Here is a 16,345-nt window from a genome sequence, read left to right as displayed (position 1 = left end):
GTGTACACGCGCCGCATCATGGGCGTGGAAACCGAGTTCGGGGTCACCGCCTTCCGCGACGGTCAGCAGGTGCTCAGCCCGGAGGAGGTGGCGCGCTACCTGTTTCGACCCGTGGTGGCCGCGCACCGCAGCTCAAACATCTTCACCGACAACGGGGCCCGGCTCTACCTCGACGTCGGCGCCCACCCCGAGTACGCCACCGCGGAGTGCGACAGCGTGACGCAGCTGCTCAACCACGACAAGGCGGGCGAACTCACCTTCGATCGCCTCTCGCGGCAGGCGGAGAAGGCGCTTGCGGCGGACGGGATCGGGGGAGAGGTCTACCTGTTCAAAAACAACGTGGACTCGCGCGGAAACTCCTACGGCGCCCACGAAAACTACCTGGTCAGCCGGGAGCTGGTACTCAAGAGCTTCTCCCGCCAGCTGTTGCCCTTTCTCATCACCCGCCAGCTCACCAGCGGGGCGGGCGTGATCAAAAACGGGCGCTTTCTGCTTTCGCAGCGCGCCGACCAGGTATGGGAGGGGGTATCCTCGGCGACGACGCGGACCAGGCCCATCATCAACACCCGCGACGAGCCGCACGGGGACTCGCACCGCTTCCGCCGCATGCACGTCATCGTGGGCGACTCCACCATGTCGGAGACCACTTTCGCCCTCAAGATCGGCTCGACGCTTCTTGTCATCGAGATGCTCGAGGCGGGCTTCGACCTGCCCGACCTTGAGCTGGACGACCCGATCGCCCACATCCGCGAGATCGCCGCGGACCCGACGGGGCGCACCGAGCTGCGCCTGAAGAACGGGGGCACCACCACAGCCCTCGAAGTGCAGCGCGCCACCTGGGAGGCGGCGACCCGCTGGCTCGAGCACCGCGACGGTGACAACGACGAGATGGAACGCGTGGTCGCGCTGTGGGGCCGAGTGCTGTCCGCCCTCGAGACGGGAGATTACTCGGGCGTGGACACCGAGGTGGACTGGATGATCAAACGCAAGCTCCTGGCGCGGTTCCAAGACCGCCTCGGCTGCGGCCTCGACCACCCCAAGCTCGCGCAGATTGACCTGACCTACCACGACATCCGCCGCGAGCGCGGACTGTTCTACCTCCTCGAGCGCAAGGGGCTGGCCGCCCGTTGGACCACCGACGGGGCGATCGCGGCGGCGGAAGCGACCCCACCGCCCACCACGCGCGCCACCCTGCGCGGCGCCTTCCTGCGCGCGGCGCGAGAAGCCGGGGTTGCGCACAACGTTGACTGGGTGCACCTGAAGGTCAACCGACCGGAGCCGCGCACAGTGGAGTTGCTCGACCCGTTCGCGACCACCGACGAGCGTGTCACCGAGCTCATCCGCTACGTCGAAGAAAACGGGGCAACACAGTGAGCGCCGAGACGGAGGCCATCGAGCGGTTGACCAACCTCACCTTCGCCCTGCTCGGCGCGCAGCGCCCCCGCGACTACGAATGGGTGTACAACCACGTCAACGGCTACAAGCCGCGCACCAGCGACGCTTTCCAGCGCCAGCTCGCCCGCGATGTGCAGACACTCCGCCGCGCCGGCGTGCCCGCCCGGATGGAAAACGGCCTGGTCTGGGTGGTCCGAGACACCTACGAGCTGCCCGCCATCGAGTTCACCGACGAGGAAGCCACCGTCCTCGGCCTGGCGGGCGACCTCGGCCGCGGCGGAAGCCTGGGCGCCTTCGCCCGCTCCGGGTGGACCAAGCTCGCTGCCTCGGGCGCAACGCGAACCTTCGACAGCCCCCCGCTGAGCTCTGTGGACAACGACGTGCTGCGCCTCGACGCCGACACCGTCAAGGCCATCACCGCTTGCGTGCGCAACAGGCAGCGCATGAGCTTCGACTACGCCCCCTCGCCGACCGCCGCCGCCCAGCGGCGCACCATGGACCCCTGGGGCATCGTGGCGCTGAATAACCGCGCCTACGTTGTGGGGTGGGACACCGACCGCGACGCCGTGCGCGCCTTCCGCGCCATGCGCGTGCACAACGTGCGCCGGGCAACAGGCGGGCCCTACCACCCGGCTGACCGGCCCCTCCAAGAGGTCGTGGAGGAGGCGTTGCGTGGACCGGTGGCGGACGCGCGCGTGACCCTGAGCGGGGTGGCGGGGGAGGAGCTGGCGCAGCGCGGCGAGCGAGTCGGCGACACCATCACGCTGCGCGGGGTCGAGCGGGACTGGCTTGTGCGCACCCTGGCCAGCCTCGCCCCGCACGTGACGCGGATCGAACCCGGGGACGTCCGGGAGGACGTCGTGAAGCTTCTGGAGGCGAACAATGTCTGATAGCCCGGCAAAGCTCGAAGGCCTCGTGCGCTCTCTCAACCTCATCCCGTACCTGCGGACGCACCCGGGGGCGAGCCCCATGGAGATTGCCCGTGACCTCGGCGGCAGCCACGATGAGATCATGGCGGATCTGACCCGGCTCAGCCTGTCCGGCGTGGGCAACGGGCCGGGCGAGCTTATCGATCTCGTCGCCTCCTGGACGGGCATTACGCTTATCGACGACCAAGGCCTCAACGCCCCCCTGCGCCTGACGCCGACGGAGGCTAACGCGCTGCTGCTCACCCTCGAGTCCCTGGAGACCATGCCGGGCCTTGTCGACCACGCGGCGGTCACCTCGGCGGCGGCCAAGCTGCGCACTGTCGCCCGGGCCGGCGTGGCGGATGCGGAGCACCCCACCGAGGGGCGCGAGGCCGTCGCCGCCACTGTGGCCGACGCGCTCGCCCGCGGGGTCAAGGTGGAGCTGAGCTACTACTCGGCGACCTCCGACACCACGAGCGCGCGCAGCATCTCCCCGGTCGAGCTCTTTCACCAGAACGGGCAGACCTACCTGCGCGCGCTCGAAGACGGGCGGGAAAAGACCTTCCGCCTGGACAGGATCCGCACCGCACGCATCACGCAGCGCGCCGCCGAGCAGGGTGCCACCCCGGCCAGGGCCGGGGACCCCTTCGGCTTCGCCGGGGCGACGCGGGCGAGACTTTCCATCCGCAGCGACGCGACCTGGCTGGCGGACTACTGGGAGATCGAGCTCGACCCCGCCACCAGCGGCGAAGCGTGGGTGGGCGCCACCATGCCTTACGGCAGTGCCGAATGGCTCGTGCGCTTTTGCCTCAGCCAGTCCGATCGGGTGCGCCTGGTAGAACCCGCAGAACTCGCCGAGGACGTTGTCCGGCGCGCTAAAAAAGGGGTGGAGGCGCTAGGATAAAGCGATGGCAGCGCGCCAAAGGCGCGAGCACGACTACGAAAGGAAGACCCATGCCCAACCTGGGTTGGACCGAAATCCTCATCATCCTGCTGATTATCCTGCTGCTGTTCGGGGCGGCCAAGCTGCCCGATCTCGCGCGCTCTCTGGGCCGCTCCGCGCGCATCTTCAAGTCCGAGGTCAAGGAGCTCAAGAACGACGACAGGCCCGTCGGCGAGACGCAGGCCGAGCTGACCCAGGCATCCCCGGAGACGCAGAGCGCCTCCCAGGGCGCGGAGGACTTCTGGGACCGGCCGGAGAACCAGCCACGCACCCAGAGCTAGGCACCCGTGGCGCGGCGCAAACGTAAAAACCCCACCGGGGATATGACCCTGGTGGAGCACCTTTCCGAACTTCGCCGGCGGGTCATGATCTCGCTGGTGGCCGTGGTCATCGGCACCATCATCGGGTTCATCTGGTACCAAAACGCCCCCTTCGGTATGGCCCCGCTGGGCGAGATTATCCGCGGCCCGTACTGCAACCTGCCCAGCGAGCTGCGCGCCGACTTCACCGGCGATGGGGAGTGCCGCCTTTTGGCCACGACCCCCTTCGAGATGTTCATGCTGCGCCTGAAGGTGGGCGCCCTGGCCGGGTTGGTGCTGTCCTCGCCGGTGTGGCTCACGCAGGTCTGGGGCTTTATCACCCCCGGCCTGCACCGCAACGAGAAGCGCTACACCTTCACATTCGTCTCGCTCGCCGTCGTGCTCTTTGTCGCGGGCGCCGTGCTGGCCTACTTCGTGCTGGACCAGGGCCTCTACATCCTCATGTCGATCGGCTCCGAGTTCCAGGTCGCGGCGCTGACAGGCCACGAGTACTACAACTTCCTTCTGGCCCTGATCACGATCTTCGGCGTCAGCTTCGAGTTGCCGCTGATCATCATCATGCTCAACCTAGCCGGGGTACTGCGCTACGAGCACGTGAAGGAAAAGCGCCGCCTCATCATCGTCGGGTTGTTCGCCTTCGCGGCGTTCATGACGCCCGGCCAGGACCCCTTCTCCATGCTCGCGCTCGCTCTGTCGATGTGCCTGCTCGTGGAGCTGGCCTTCCAGTTCTGCCGCCTGCACGACAAGAAGGCGGTGGCAGAAAAGCCCGAGTGGATGAAGCTTGACGACGACGAAGCGTCCGGCCCGGTCACCTCCTCCGGCCCGATCGCGGCCTCCGCCCCGGTGACCGCAGCCGCGCCGGCCTCCTCTCCCTCCGTCGTCCCGACGAGGCCGAAGAACTCCCCGCCGCCCGAGGAGTATTACAACGACGTACTCTAAGGGTCATGGTTGCTTCTGACCCTTTGCTGGCGGACTTCCGGGCCACCCGTCCCTTCCCGCTTGACGACTTCCAGGTCCAGGCCTGCCACAGCGTCGAAGCGGACAGGGGAGTCCTCGTCTGTGCGCCCACCGGCTCCGGTAAGACCATCGTCGGCGAGTTCGCCGTGTTTACGGCGCTGCGCCGCGGCACCAAGTGCTTCTACACCACGCCGATCAAGGCGCTGAGTAACCAGAAGTACAACGACCTGGTCAAAGAACACGGCGCCGACGCCGTGGGGCTGCTCACCGGCGACGTCAGTATCAACGGATCCGCGGAGATCGTCGTCATGACCACCGAGGTTTTGCGCAACATGATCTACGCCGACTCCCCGCAGCTCGAGCGCCTCTCCCACGTGGTGATGGACGAGATCCACTACCTCGCCGACCGCGACCGCGGCGCGGTGTGGGAGGAGGTGATCCTCAACCTCGACGATTCCGTCGCGCTCATCGGCCTATCGGCCACCGTGTCCAACTCGGAGGAGTTCGGCGAGTGGCTCAACACCGTGCGCGGCGGCACCGACGTCATCGTGTGGGAAGAGCGCCCGGTCCCGCTCAGCCAGTACATGATGGTGGGCCGCAGGGTCTTCCCCTTGTTCGAACCCGGCACCGACGGGCGCGTCAACCGCGACCTCGAGCACGCCATCGAGCGCATCAGCGAAGGAAACACGGACGAAGGACGCCGCGACTACGAGGAAGGGCGGGGCTTTCGTGCCCGCGCCGCCGGTCGGCGCAGCGGCGCGCAACGCCCCCGTGACCGGACGCGGCCCATCGGCCGGCCCGAGCTTGTCTCCGCGCTCCAGGGGCGCGACATGCTACCGGCCATTGTCTTCATCTTTTCCCGCGCGGGCTGCGATGGGGCCCTGTTCCAGTGCCTGCGCTCGCGCAAGGAGCTGACCACTCCGGAAGAGCAGGAGGAGATTAAAAAAATTGTCGACGCGGGCGTCTCGGACATCCCGGAGGAGGACCTTCAGGTCCTGAACTTCCGGCAGCTGCGCACAGCGTGGGCGCGTGGATTTGCCGCCCACCATGCCGGGCTTTTGCCCGCCTTCAAGCACATCGTCGAGGAGCTTTTCGTGCGCGGCCTGGTGCGCGTGGTCTTCGCCACGGAAACCCTCGCCCTGGGTATTAACATGCCGGCGCGCACCGTGGTGTTGGAGAAGCTGGTCAAGTTCAACGGCGAGGCCCACGTCGACCTCACGCCGGGCCAGTACACCCAACTCACCGGCCGCGCCGGCCGGCGCGGCATTGACACCATCGGCAACGCGGTGGTTCAGTGGGCGCCAGCGATGGACCCGGCGGAGGTCGCCGGGCTCGCCTCGACGCGCACCTACCCGCTCATCTCGCCTTTCGCCCCGGGCTACAACATGGCCATCAACATGCTCAAGATGAATGGATACGAGGACTCGATCCGCCTCATCGAGCAGTCCTTCGCGCAGTTCCAGGCCGACCGCTCCGTGGTCGGGGAGGTGCGCGAGATCGAACGTCGTCAGGCGAAAGTCGCCAAGCTGCGTTCTCAACTCGAACGCGACATCGCTTCCTTCGCTCCGCCCAGCAGCGACCCGGCGGCCGAGCTGATCGAATACCTGCGCCTGCGCCGCGACTTAAGCGACGCGGAGCGGGAAGCGCGCCGCCACGCCATCGAAGACCGCGCCGCCGAAACGGCCACCATCCTCGGCCGCCTCCAGGTCGGCGAGGTCATCGCGCTGCCGGGGAAGAAGAAGCCGGAGCTCGCCGCCGTGGTGCAGGTGGCGGGCAAGCGCCACGACCCGCGCCCCTGGGTCACCACGGAACGTGGCTGGTCGGGCCGCATCGACGCCGCCGCCTTCCGCAACCCGCCCGTGGTGGTGGGCCGGATCAAGGTTCCGCGCCACGTGCAGGACCAACCGCGGCGCCACGCGCGCAAGGTGGCCAGCATGCTCCACAGCTCCAACCTGCGCGGGCCGAAGAAGCTGCGCGAGGCCGCCCGGGTGCGCCCTTCCAAAAAGGTCACGGCGCTGCGCGAGGCGGTACGGAACCACCCGGCGCACTCGTGGCCGGCCACCGACCGCGAGCTGCTCGCCCGGGTGGGAGAGGAGCTCGTGCGCGAGGAACGGAAGCTGTCCTCCCTCGAAAGGCGCGTGGATTCCTCCACGGATTCCCTGGGGCGCACGTTCGAGAAAATCGTCGGGCTGCTCGCCGAGATGGACTACGTGGAAATCGTGGAGGGGGCCCCGCGCGTCACCGAGGAGGGAGAGCGGCTGGCTCGAATCCATAACGCCTCCGACCTGCTCGTCGCGCAGTGCCTCAAGCGCGGGGTGTGGGATCGCCTCGACCCGGCAGAGCTGGCCGGGGTGGTCTCGCTGTGCGTCTTTGAAAACCGCAAGGCCACTGGCGGCGCCCCCGAAGCGGCGACCGAACCGATGGCCGAGGCGATGAACGCCACCGAGCGCATCTACGCCGAGCTCGTCTCCGACGAAAAGCGCCACGAGTTGCCGCCCACGCGCGTCCCCGACGCCGCCTTCGCCCTCGCCGCGCACCAGTGGACGGCCGGCGCGCCGCTCGGCTACGCCATGGCGGCCGCCGCGGAATCGGGCGCCGAACTCACCCCCGGCGATTTCGTGCGTTGGTGCAGGCAGGTCGTCGATCTGCTGGAACAGGTGGCGGCCACCGGCTACACAGACGAGATCCGGCGCAACGCGCGCCGCGCCATCGACGCGATCCGCCGCGGCGTCGTGGCCATCGGAAATTAGACGAAAAGGAGAATAAATGGGTGCATTCGACCCCGATGTCTACCGGGACCGGATCGGGCGCGTCGCAGCCGAGCTCAACCGCCAGGCGATGGCGGGGGTAGTCGTCGGTGCGGGCCCGGAACTGGCCTTTCTCACCGGTTCGTGGATGAGCTCCCACGAACGGCTCACCGCCCTGTGCGTCGCGGCTGAGGGCACGGCCCGGCTCGTCGTCCCGGCCACCGACGCCGGCGATGCCGAGCGTTTCGAGGCGCTGGGCATCGAGGTGCGGGGCTGGCGCGACGGGGAGGACGCTCACGCCCTGGCGGCCGCGGCCTTTCACCCGGGGACGGTGGGGCTGGGCAGCTCGCTGACCGCCGAGCACGTGCTGCGCCTCCAGGCTCTCGTGCCCCGCACGACGTCGGCCACCCAGGCGCTGGCCAGCGTCTTCGCGGTAAAGGACGCCGCGGAACTCGCGCAGATCAGCGCGGCCGCCGAGGCGATCGACGCCGTCCACGAGCAGGTTCCGGCGCTCCTTCGCCCCGGGCGCACCGAGGCTGAAGTCGCCCGCGAGCTCGAAAAACTCATCCTCGCCGGCCACGACGCCGTCGATTTCGTCATCGTCGGATCCGGGCCCAACGGGGCGAACCCGCACCACAGCTACTCCGAGCGCGTGTTGCGCGAGGGCGACCCCGTCGTCGTGGACATCGGCGGCAGCCTGGGCGCCGGTTACCACTCCGATTGCACGCGCACCTACCAGGTGGGCGCGAAAAGCGACCCGGAGTTCGCCGCCGCCCACGAGACCCTTCAACGCGCGCAGCAGGCCGCCGTGGGCGCCGCCGTTGTCGGCATGACGGCGGGCGAGCTCGACGCGGTGGCCCGCGGGGTTATCACCGAGGCTGGCTACGGCGAGTACTTCACCCACCGCACCGGCCACGGGCTCGGCCTTTCGCTGCACGAGGAGCCCTTCATCGTCGCCGGTTCCGACGTTGAGCTGCGTGAGGGCATGGTTTTTTCCATCGAGCCCGGAATCTACCTGCCCGGGCGGTGGGGGATGCGTATCGAGGACATCGTCGTGCTGGAAAGCGCGGGCGCGCGACGACTCAACGGCGCGCCGCGGCACCTAAGGTAGAAGAACATGGGAACTTCGCAAGGGACGCTGCTGCTTCTGGGCGCGACGAGCGATATCGGCGGCGAAGTCGCGGCGCGGATGTGCCCTGGCAGGGACGTGGTGCTCGCGCTGCGCGACGTGCGGCGCGGGGAGGCCGTCGAGAAGCGACTGCGCGACGCGGGGGCTGCGCACGTGCGCCTCGTCGAGTTCGAGGCAACCGATCTGGATTCGCACCGCGAGGTCATCGAGGCCGCGGGGGAGGTCACGACAGCGATTGTGGCGTTCGGCGTGCTCGGGGACCAAGAGCTCGCGGAGCGCGACGAACGCGAGGCCGCCCGGATTGCCACCGTGGACTACCTCGCCCAGATCAACGCCTTGACGGTGCTTGCCAGCACCATGTCGCGGGGGGAGATCTTCGCGTTTTCCTCGATCGCCGGGTGGCGCGCTCGGCGCGCGAACTACGTCTACGGGTCGACAAAGGCCGGGCTCGACGCGTTCTGCCAGGGGCTGGCAGACCGTCTCCACGGCAGCGGCCTGAAACTCATCACGGCGCGCCCCGGCTTCGTCATCGGCACGATGACCGAGGGCATGCGCCCCGCGGTGATGTCGGTGACCCCGGACGTCGTCGCCGACGCGGTGGTCCGGGCGGCGGGCGGGAAAGGCAGCGCCACCGTATGGGTGCCCGGCCGACTGCGCGTCCTGGCCGCCATCATGCGCCTTGTCCCTCGCCCGATCTGGCGGCGCATGCCGCGGTAGGGGGCCGATACGACATGACGGTGCTGTCCACGATCCTGCGCGCGAGCGTGCCCTACCTGGCTGACCCGCTGCGCCGCGCCCCGCGCAACGACCCCGACTTCGCCGACGCCACCTGGCTCGCGGGCGTAGCGCCCGGCACGCTGCTGCGCTCCACAGAGATCTCGCCGGTGGGGCTGCACTCACGGATCAACCCGGCCACCTCCCACCGGATCAGCTACGTCACCACCGACAGCCGGGGGCGTTCTTTGACCGCGACGGGGGCCGTCATGCGCTCGCGTATCCCCTGGGCGGGAAACGGGCCGCGCCCCACGGTCGCCTTCGCGCCCTCGACGCAGGGTGTGGCCGCGCGCTGCGACCCCTCTTTTTCCTGCACCGTGGGCTTCGCCGTGCGCACCCGCCCCCTCGACGCGATCGCCTCCTACGAGCAGCCAGTGATCAGCCTGCTCATCGCCGCTGGCGCGGACGTCGTGCTCAGCGACTACCCGCGGGACCCCGAGGACCACGTCATGTTCTACGGGGACCACTTTTCCGCGGCCCGCGCTCTCGCCGACGCCGTGCGCGCCGCCCGCGAGGTGGGCGTCGATTCGCGAGTGCTCGGCCTCTGGGGATTCTCGCAGGGCGGGGGAGCAGCCGCCGGGTGGCTGGAGGCACCGGAGTACGCCCCGGAGCTCCAGCCGGTCGCCGCTGTCGTCGGCGCCCCGCCGGTCCACCTGCCCGAGGTCCTCGGCCACCTCGAGGGATCCTTCGTCGCCCCGCTCGCGCTCTACGCCGTGGCCGGGCTGGCAGCGTGGGACGAAGAAATCGCCGAGGAGCTCTACTCGCGCCTTAGCCCCACGGGCGCAGCCGCGGTGGAACAGGCGCGCGGCACCTGCGCGGTCGGGACAGTGTTGCAGCGCCCCTGGGCGACAACGCGGGACTGGACATCTTCGGGGGTGACCATGTCCGAGCTGATCGACGAACTGCCCGCCACGCGCCAACGGCTCGCCGAGCTTGAACTGGGGACCCGGCCACCCCTGAGCATTCCCACCCGACTCTGGGCCGGGCGCGACGATAACGTCGTCCCCTACAGGGGTGTGGCCAGGCTCGCGCGCTCGTGGGGCGTCGAGCTGGACACCCGACGACCGCCCCGGGTAGGGGTGAGCCACTCTCTGCCGTACTTCCTGCACGCGCCGTGGGACGTGCGTTGGTTGATGGCCCACCTCAACGGGTAGTCTGTGCCCATGCCGCTACTCCTTTTTGCCTATTTCGTCGTCGAGGTCCTCGCCTTCATCGGGGTCTCGAGCCAAATCGGCCTCGGGTGGGCCTTCCTCGCCGTCTTCGCCCTCTCGCTAATCGGCGGCCTAGGGGCAAACGTCGCGTTGCGCAACTCCCTGCGGCGCGCTGTCGGCGGCCAGAACTCTCTGGGCCGCCTGGCCGGCGACGGCGCCCTGCTCGTAGTCGGCTGGTTACTGTGCATTCTGCCGGGCTTCGTTTCCTCGGCGGTGGGCCTGCTCATGGTGTTCCCGCCGACGCGCGCGCTGCTGCGCCGCGTCCTCACCGCCAGCGCTACCAAAGCGATGGAGGATTTCAGCGTGCGCGTTTACTCGGCTTCCCCGGTTTCGCAATACCGAACGAGCTACGGCACGTTCACCGATCCGGCGCGCCAAGAGGAGGGCAACGGGGAAGAGGTCAACGTGGAGGAGCTGGAGAAATGGTTCCGCGCCGACAGCGCCAGCGATGAGGACCACAGACCCGGCCCCGGCCCCGGCCCCGGTCCTGGTCCTGGTCCTGGAGGCGCGCGCTAGGTGAAGTTTCTTCTGCGCCTCGCCCTGGCGGTCGCTTCCGGGGCGCTCGTCTACTACTCGTACGAACCCCACGGCCTGTGGTTTCTGGCGATCGCGGGGATCGGCCTCTTCTGGGCGGCCCTCATGCCGTGGCGCGACCGGCCTTCGGGGTGGCAGGGCGCCCTCATCGGTTTCGTCCACGGCCTGTCTGTTTACGTCTTTTTGCTGCCGTGGGTGGGGGAGTTCGTCGGCGCGGCGCCGTACCTCGCGCTCTCGGTCGCGCTCGCGCTGTATTCCATCCCGGTCGGTGCTTTCGGGGTGCTGCTCGCGCGCCTGCGCTACGGCTTTGCCCTTTTCCCGCTCGTCTACCTGGCGTGGGAGTTCCTCCGCTCGAGCGTGCCCTTCGGCGGTTTCCCGTGGGTGCGCCTTGCCTGGGGGCAGATCGAGGGTCCGCTGCGCTACCTCGCTCCGTGGGGCGGCACCGCGCTCGTCACCGTTGTCACCGTGCTCACCGCGTGCGGCCTCGTTGCCATTTTCGCTTCTCGACGCCCCCCTGAACGCCTCACCGGCCTCGCCTGCGCCGCGGTTCCCGCGGGCCTCGCCCTCGCCGCCGGCGCCGCAGCGCCCGCGCCGGGCCCCGTGAGCGATGAGCCGACCGTGACCGTCTCCGCGGTGCAGGGCAACGTGCCCCGCCTGGGCCTGGACTTCAACGCGCAGCGCCGGGCTGTGCTGAACAACCACGTCGAGCAAACAAAGAACCTGGCCGCCTCGGGGGCCGACCCGGACTTTGTGGTGTGGCCGGAAAACTCCTCGGACGTCAACCCCTTCACCGACTCCGAGGCCGCCGCGCAGATCGAGGAGGCCGTGGGCGCCGTGGGCGTCCCGGTTGTCGTGGGGACCATCACCCGCGACGAAGTCGGGGCGCGCAACACCATGGTTGTCTTCGACCCTGAGACGGGGCCGGGGGACAGGCACTACAAGAAGTACCTGCAGCCCTTCGGCGAGTACATGCCAATGCGGGACTTTTTCCGCCTCTTTTCCGAATACGTCGACCTCGCCGGGGACTTCAAGCCCGGCGACGGCGACGGTACGGTCCGCGTCCGCGACGTGGTGCTGGGGGTGGCCACCTGCTATGAGGTCGCCGTCGACGCTGCCTTCCGTTCCGCCGTGCGCGCGGGTGCGGAGATTCTGGCCACCCCGACGAACAACGCCACCTTCGGCTTCACCGATATGACGTACCAGCAGATGGCCATGAGCCGCTTCCGCGCGATCGAGACGGACCGCGCCGTCGTGGTCGCCGCCACCTCCGGGGCCTCGGGCATCATCCTGCCGGACGGAAGCGTCATCGAGCAGTCCGGCATCTTCGAACCCGCCCTGCTGACGGCGCAGCTCCCCTTGCGCGTAACGGTCACCCCGTCGATGCGCTTCGGGGCGGCCCTGGAGTGGCTGTTGGTGGCGGGCGGCGTCGCCGCCATGATCTGGTCCCTGGTCCGGCGCCGGGGCGGGTATGCTGCGAGGGAGGAAAAAGAAGTATCAGCTTGAAGGAGACATGCCCGTGGCCAACACCACTGTGGTGATCATTCCCACCTATAACGAGGTGGACAACCTCCCGCTCATCGTCGACAGGGTCCTCAGCTCAACGCCGGAGGTGGACGTCCTCGTGGTCGACGACAACTCCCCGGACGGCACCGGCGCCAAGGCCGACGAGCTCGCCGGCGCCCACCCTGAGGTTCACGTGCTCCACCGCGGGAACAAGGAGGGCCTCCTCGCCGCCTACCGCGAGGGCTTCGAATGGGCCCTCGAGCGCGATTACGAGGTCATCTGCCAGATGGATGCAGATGGTTCGCACGCCCCCGAGGAGCTCGAGCTGCTTCTCGGCGAGATCGAGGCTGGCGCAGACGTGGTCATCGGTTCGCGCTACGTCGAAGGCGGGCAGGTGGACAACTGGCCGCGGGAGCGCTACATGCTTTCCAAGTGGGGCAACCGCTACATATCGCTGGCCCTGGGCGACGACGTCGAGGACATGACCGCTGGCTACCGGGCGTTTCGCCGCGAGGTGCTCGAGTCGATTGACCTCAGCGCTCTGTCCACCAAGGGCTACATTTTCCAGGTCGACATGATCCGCAAGGCGCTGGAGGCGGAGTTCGACGTCCGCGAGGTGCCCATCACCTTCGTCGACCGGCAGCTGGGCCAGTCCAAACTCGACTCAAGCTTCGCCAGCGAGTCTCTCCTCGAGGTGACCAAGTGGGGCGCCGAGAGGCAGTCCGCCTTCCTGCGCGAACTCGCCAGGGAAACGGGCAAGTTGCTGCGCCACGAGGTTGACCAGTCGGGCCTGTGGAAGACCCGCAGGGTCGTCGGCGACGTCACCGAGACTGGGGTGAACATGGTCCTGGAGGGCGCCAAGCTGGCCGGCCACGAGCTGAAGCGCTCGGGGGTGAGCGCGATCCCGCGCCGTGCCGCGCGGGCTGCCGATACGGCCGTGGAGTTCATCCGCGAGGCCGTCCGCGTGGGCACCTCTGGGAAGTAAGGCACGAAAAAGCCCGGACCGCGTAGTCCGGGCTTTCCTTATTTCTTCTGCGCTTCCTGTTCCTTCGCTATGCGCGCGGCGGTGCGACGGCGCTTGCGCAGCTGCTCGAGGCGCTCCTCAAGCAGCTCGTCGAGCTCCTCGATCGTGCGGCGTTCGCGCAGCATGTCCCAGTGGGTGCGCGGCGGCTTCACGGGTTTGGCTTCTACGCCATCACCCTCGATAAGGGTGCCTACCTGGCCGTTCTTGCACATCCATTCTTCGGGGATCTCGGCGTCGTCTGCGAAGGGGACGTCGAACACCTCGCCGTTTGGGGTGCGGTACTTCGCCATCTGGCGGGGGGCGAGATCGTGGTCACGGTCCGTCTCGTAGCTCACGGCGCCCATCCGGCTACCGCGCAGGACACGATCAGCCATGCTATTTATCCCTTCCTTCGTGTAGCAGTCGCCCGAGTATCTCGGCGACAATATATTGCGTCAGTATAACGGCGCCGCCGCGGGCTTTGTTCCCGGCACCCCGGCCCGCTACTCTGTGCTGTGTGGACATCTCCGGCGCCGCGCCCGCGGCCACCTGCCAGTGGTGCGGCGCTGAGCTTCCCGAGCAGAAGGGGAGGGGTCGGCGCCGGAAGTACTGCAGCGAATCGTGCAAGCAGCGCGCCTACGAGCAGCGCAACGGTGTGAGCGGCACGGGCATCCCGGACAACGCCGTGATCCTGCACCCGGACCGGGCGGGGCGTATGCGGGATAGACTTTTTGAGTTAAGGTGCGCGGCAGAAGACATAGCCACCGCGCACGCGGAGGGCGCCAGCCCAACAGAAATTCGTCACCTATGTGACGAATTAGTCGAGATAGCCAGAAGTTTGGAGAAGCTCAGGTGAAACGCACGCCCGTCATCGTCCTCGGCACCGTCGCCATCGTGGTGCTGGCCAGCCTCGCGATCGTCCCGATGGTCATCTCGCTCGTCCGCGGCGGAGCCGGGATCAAGACGGAAGGAATCAACGAGTCCAGCCTGCAGGCCGCGAGCACGGGTATCGACGGCACGTGGGACGTATCCACCACGCCGGGGCCGAACCAGACGTCCGCCGGGTTCACCTTCTTCGAGATCCTTCCGGCCGAACGCAAGGTGACCTCGGGTTCGACACGCGAGGTTGACGGCTTTGTCACAGTCGAGGGCGGCACGCTGACCGCGGGCGAGATCGTCGTGGATATGGCGACGCTGTCGACCGACAGCGACGTGCGCGACAACAACGTGCGGCGCAAGATCCTGCACACGGACGAGTTCCCAGTGGCCACCTTTGAGCTCACCGAACCGGTCGACGTCACGCACGTTCCGGAGGACGGCAGCGTGGCGCCCGTGGAGCTCACGGGCGCGCTGACCATCCGCGGTGTGACCAACCCGGTGACGCACGAGTTTAACGTCGCACGCACGGGCGACAACGTGGTGGTCGCCGGCGACATTCCGATCACGCGTACCGACTACGGCGTGGAGACCCCGGAGTTCGTTGCGGCGAAGATCGCGGACGAGGGCGAGGTCAACATCCGCGTCAAGCTGGAAAAGGCGGGTTAATCCCCTCCCGCCATTTGTCCGATAATGTACATTATGTCAAGTAGTTCCTGACTACCTGCGCCCCCGCCTCGAGCGCGGCACGAGCGTGACCTGAACCAGGTCCAGCATGCCCAGCCCCGCCAGCGCCTCGCGCAGCGCGAACTGCCACTGCCACAGACGCCGGTACACGGCGTCGAACCCGTCGGCGGCGGCCTCCCGCAGGTGCGCGTCGAAGGTGTGCCGTTGCAGCCGCAGCGAGCGCGCGACGTGCTCCGGCGCGTGCGACTGCGCGATAACGCGGAGGTCCGTCTGGCGGTCGACGAGGGTTGCGAGCTCTGTGGGCGTCGTGAAGCTCAGCCCGGGCCAAACGTACGCGCGGAGCGATTCCAGCGCCGCGTCGGCCGCAGCCGAGTAGTCCGCGGTGCGCATGAGGCTCTGCAGGGCAACGCGACCGCCCGGGTGGATGAGCGCGCCCAGCGCGGCGAGGTACGGCCCCTTCTCGCGTGGGGCCAGCGCCTCGAGGCGTTCCACGGACACGACGGCGTCGTAGGACCCGCGCCGGCGCAGCCCTGCCGCGGTATCACCCTCCACGCGAATCGCGGCGCCCCCGGCCCCGGCGAAGGTGACGCGCTCCTGTATCGCGGTAGCAACCGCGTCACTGGCGGCGATGGTGTCGACCGTTGCCCCGCGCCGCGCGGCCGCGATCGCCACGGCCCCGCCCGAAGCCGGGTACTCCGCGAGGTGCGTGCCCGGCCGCGCCCGCACGGCATCCAACAGCATATCCACGGAGCGGGCCTGCGCGTGGCCCAAATCCGCGCGCTCGGCATCGAGCGGCGCACCAATTGTTGTGACGTCCACGAAATGTGTCGCGGCGTCCGCCCCTCTGCCCGCCCCCCGCACGTGCGATGCAACCGCGACGCGCTCCTTCGTGGGCACGCCGGTGGCAAAGTGGCCGGCGAACCCGCTCATGCCGTCGCCCGCGTAGTGCTGCACCAGCGCAGGCGGGACGTCGCCGCCCTGGCCGGGCTGCAAAGCGGTGCGCGTCTTCGGCCGGTATCCAGCGCGGATCAGTGCCGCCAACGCCTCGACCAGGGCATCCGAGTTGGATGTCGACCACTCCCCGGCCATAAACCCCTCGGCCAAGCCGACCCAACCGCTCTCCCAGATCCGGCGGAAGACTTCGGGGCGCTCGACGACTACCTGCGCCCCGGCAGCCGGGTCGAGCTCGATCCCCGCCTTCGCGCACGCCCGAGCGAACCGCGCCTCCGCGCGGCGCGCACCGATCTTCGCAGCCCGCCCAGAGGGCACGGAGACAACGCCGGGCCAGGATTCGGCGTCAACGAAATCAAGGTGAGACTGAGGCGAGCGTGCGGGAACCACGCCCCACAGATTAAACG

16 protein-coding genes are annotated in these 16,345 nt (G+C 68.6%); 14 read left to right on the top strand and 2 right to left on the bottom strand.

The annotated features are described in order from the left end of the window. The first annotated feature begins 18 nt into the window (after nucleotides 1–18). Genes pafA through CAURIS_RS05670 form a run of 12 tightly spaced genes read left to right on the top strand, consistent with a single transcriptional unit; the run spans nucleotide 19 to nucleotide 13,406 of the window. Nucleotides 19–1,374 (top strand): Pup--protein ligase, encoded by a 1,356-nt coding sequence (gene pafA, locus CAURIS_RS05725; protein ID WP_435384040.1) that lies wholly within the window; start codon nucleotides 19–21, stop codon nucleotides 1,372–1,374. After that, complete coding sequence (locus CAURIS_RS05720; RefSeq protein ID WP_290343242.1) at nucleotides 1,371–2,285, top strand: helix-turn-helix transcriptional regulator; 915 nt, start codon at nucleotides 1,371–1,373, stop codon at nucleotides 2,283–2,285. Before pafA ends, CAURIS_RS05720 begins: the two co-directional genes overlap by 4 nt. Then, complete coding sequence (locus tag CAURIS_RS05715) at nucleotides 2,278–3,207, top strand: helix-turn-helix transcriptional regulator (RefSeq protein WP_290343241.1); 930 nt, start codon at nucleotides 2,278–2,280, stop codon at nucleotides 3,205–3,207. Before CAURIS_RS05720 ends, CAURIS_RS05715 begins: the two co-directional genes overlap by 8 nt. 50 nt (nucleotides 3,208–3,257) lie before the next feature. Further along, nucleotides 3,258–3,527 carry a Sec-independent protein translocase subunit TatA gene (gene tatA, locus CAURIS_RS05710; protein WP_290343240.1) on the top strand — a complete coding sequence of 90 codons (270 nt, stop codon included), beginning with the start codon at nucleotides 3,258–3,260 and terminating at the stop codon, nucleotides 3,525–3,527. A 42-nt stretch (nucleotides 3,528–3,569) separates the two neighbouring features. Beyond that, complete coding sequence (gene tatC / locus CAURIS_RS05705) at nucleotides 3,570–4,505, top strand: twin-arginine translocase subunit TatC (protein ID WP_290343239.1); 936 nt, start codon at nucleotides 3,570–3,572, stop codon at nucleotides 4,503–4,505. Nucleotides 4,506–4,510: 5 nt separating this feature from the next. Next, on the top strand, nucleotides 4,511–7,273 hold the full coding sequence (locus CAURIS_RS05700; protein WP_290343238.1) for a DEAD/DEAH box helicase: 2,763 nt from the start codon (nucleotides 4,511–4,513) through the stop codon (nucleotides 7,271–7,273). Nucleotides 7,274–7,289: 16 nt separating this feature from the next. After that, nucleotides 7,290–8,381, top strand: coding sequence for a M24 family metallopeptidase (locus CAURIS_RS05695; RefSeq protein WP_290343237.1), 1,092 nt, complete (start codon nucleotides 7,290–7,292; stop codon nucleotides 8,379–8,381). Between the two features lie 6 nt (nucleotides 8,382–8,387). Next, on the top strand, nucleotides 8,388–9,116 hold the full coding sequence (locus tag CAURIS_RS05690; RefSeq protein WP_290343236.1) for an SDR family NAD(P)-dependent oxidoreductase: 729 nt from the start codon (nucleotides 8,388–8,390) through the stop codon (nucleotides 9,114–9,116). A gap of 14 nt (nucleotides 9,117–9,130) precedes the next feature. Next, complete coding sequence (locus tag CAURIS_RS05685; RefSeq protein ID WP_290343235.1) at nucleotides 9,131–10,327, top strand: lipase family protein; 1,197 nt, start codon at nucleotides 9,131–9,133, stop codon at nucleotides 10,325–10,327. A gap of 9 nt (nucleotides 10,328–10,336) precedes the next feature. Beyond that, the gene (locus CAURIS_RS05680; RefSeq protein WP_290343234.1) at nucleotides 10,337–10,900 is read left to right on the top strand and encodes an FxsA family protein; all 564 of its coding nucleotides are present in this window, start codon (nucleotides 10,337–10,339) and stop codon (nucleotides 10,898–10,900) included. Further along, complete coding sequence (gene lnt / locus CAURIS_RS05675; protein WP_290343233.1) at nucleotides 10,901–12,421, top strand: apolipoprotein N-acyltransferase; 1,521 nt, start codon at nucleotides 10,901–10,903, stop codon at nucleotides 12,419–12,421. A 13-nt stretch (nucleotides 12,422–12,434) separates the two neighbouring features. Next, complete coding sequence (locus CAURIS_RS05670) at nucleotides 12,435–13,406, top strand: polyprenol monophosphomannose synthase (RefSeq protein ID WP_290343232.1); 972 nt, start codon at nucleotides 12,435–12,437, stop codon at nucleotides 13,404–13,406. Nucleotides 13,407–13,444: 38 nt separating this feature from the next. Here the strand turns inward: CAURIS_RS05670 and CAURIS_RS05665 are convergent, their stop codons facing one another. Further along, entirely contained in the window at nucleotides 13,445–13,819 is a 375-nt protein-coding gene (locus CAURIS_RS05665) for an RNA polymerase-binding protein RbpA (protein ID WP_290343231.1), read from the bottom strand. Nucleotides 13,820–13,941: 122 nt separating this feature from the next. Here CAURIS_RS05665 and CAURIS_RS05660 point away from each other — a divergent pair, with 122 nt between their 5' ends. Together CAURIS_RS05660 and CAURIS_RS05655 are read left to right on the top strand one after the other, a co-directional pair. Beyond that, complete coding sequence (locus CAURIS_RS05660) at nucleotides 13,942–14,280, top strand: hypothetical protein (RefSeq protein WP_435384032.1); 339 nt, start codon at nucleotides 13,942–13,944, stop codon at nucleotides 14,278–14,280. Then, nucleotides 14,277–14,969: a YceI family protein gene (locus CAURIS_RS05655; protein WP_290343230.1), complete on the top strand. Its 693-nt coding sequence runs from the start codon at nucleotides 14,277–14,279 to the stop codon at nucleotides 14,967–14,969. The genes CAURIS_RS05660 and CAURIS_RS05655 overlap by 4 nt, the downstream gene beginning before the upstream one ends. A gap of 51 nt (nucleotides 14,970–15,020) precedes the next feature. Here the strand turns inward: CAURIS_RS05655 and CAURIS_RS05650 are convergent, their stop codons facing one another. Next, nucleotides 15,021–16,328: a class I SAM-dependent methyltransferase gene (locus CAURIS_RS05650; RefSeq protein ID WP_290343229.1), complete on the bottom strand. Its 1,308-nt coding sequence runs from the start codon at nucleotides 16,326–16,328 to the stop codon at nucleotides 15,021–15,023. Between the last annotated feature and the right edge of the window lie 17 nt (nucleotides 16,329–16,345).

Source organism: Corynebacterium auris (assembly GCF_030408575.1).
In the GTDB taxonomy this organism is placed as follows: domain Bacteria; phylum Actinomycetota; class Actinomycetes; order Mycobacteriales; family Mycobacteriaceae; genus Corynebacterium; species Corynebacterium auris.
This window is presented reverse-complemented; position numbering and strand designations above follow the sequence as displayed.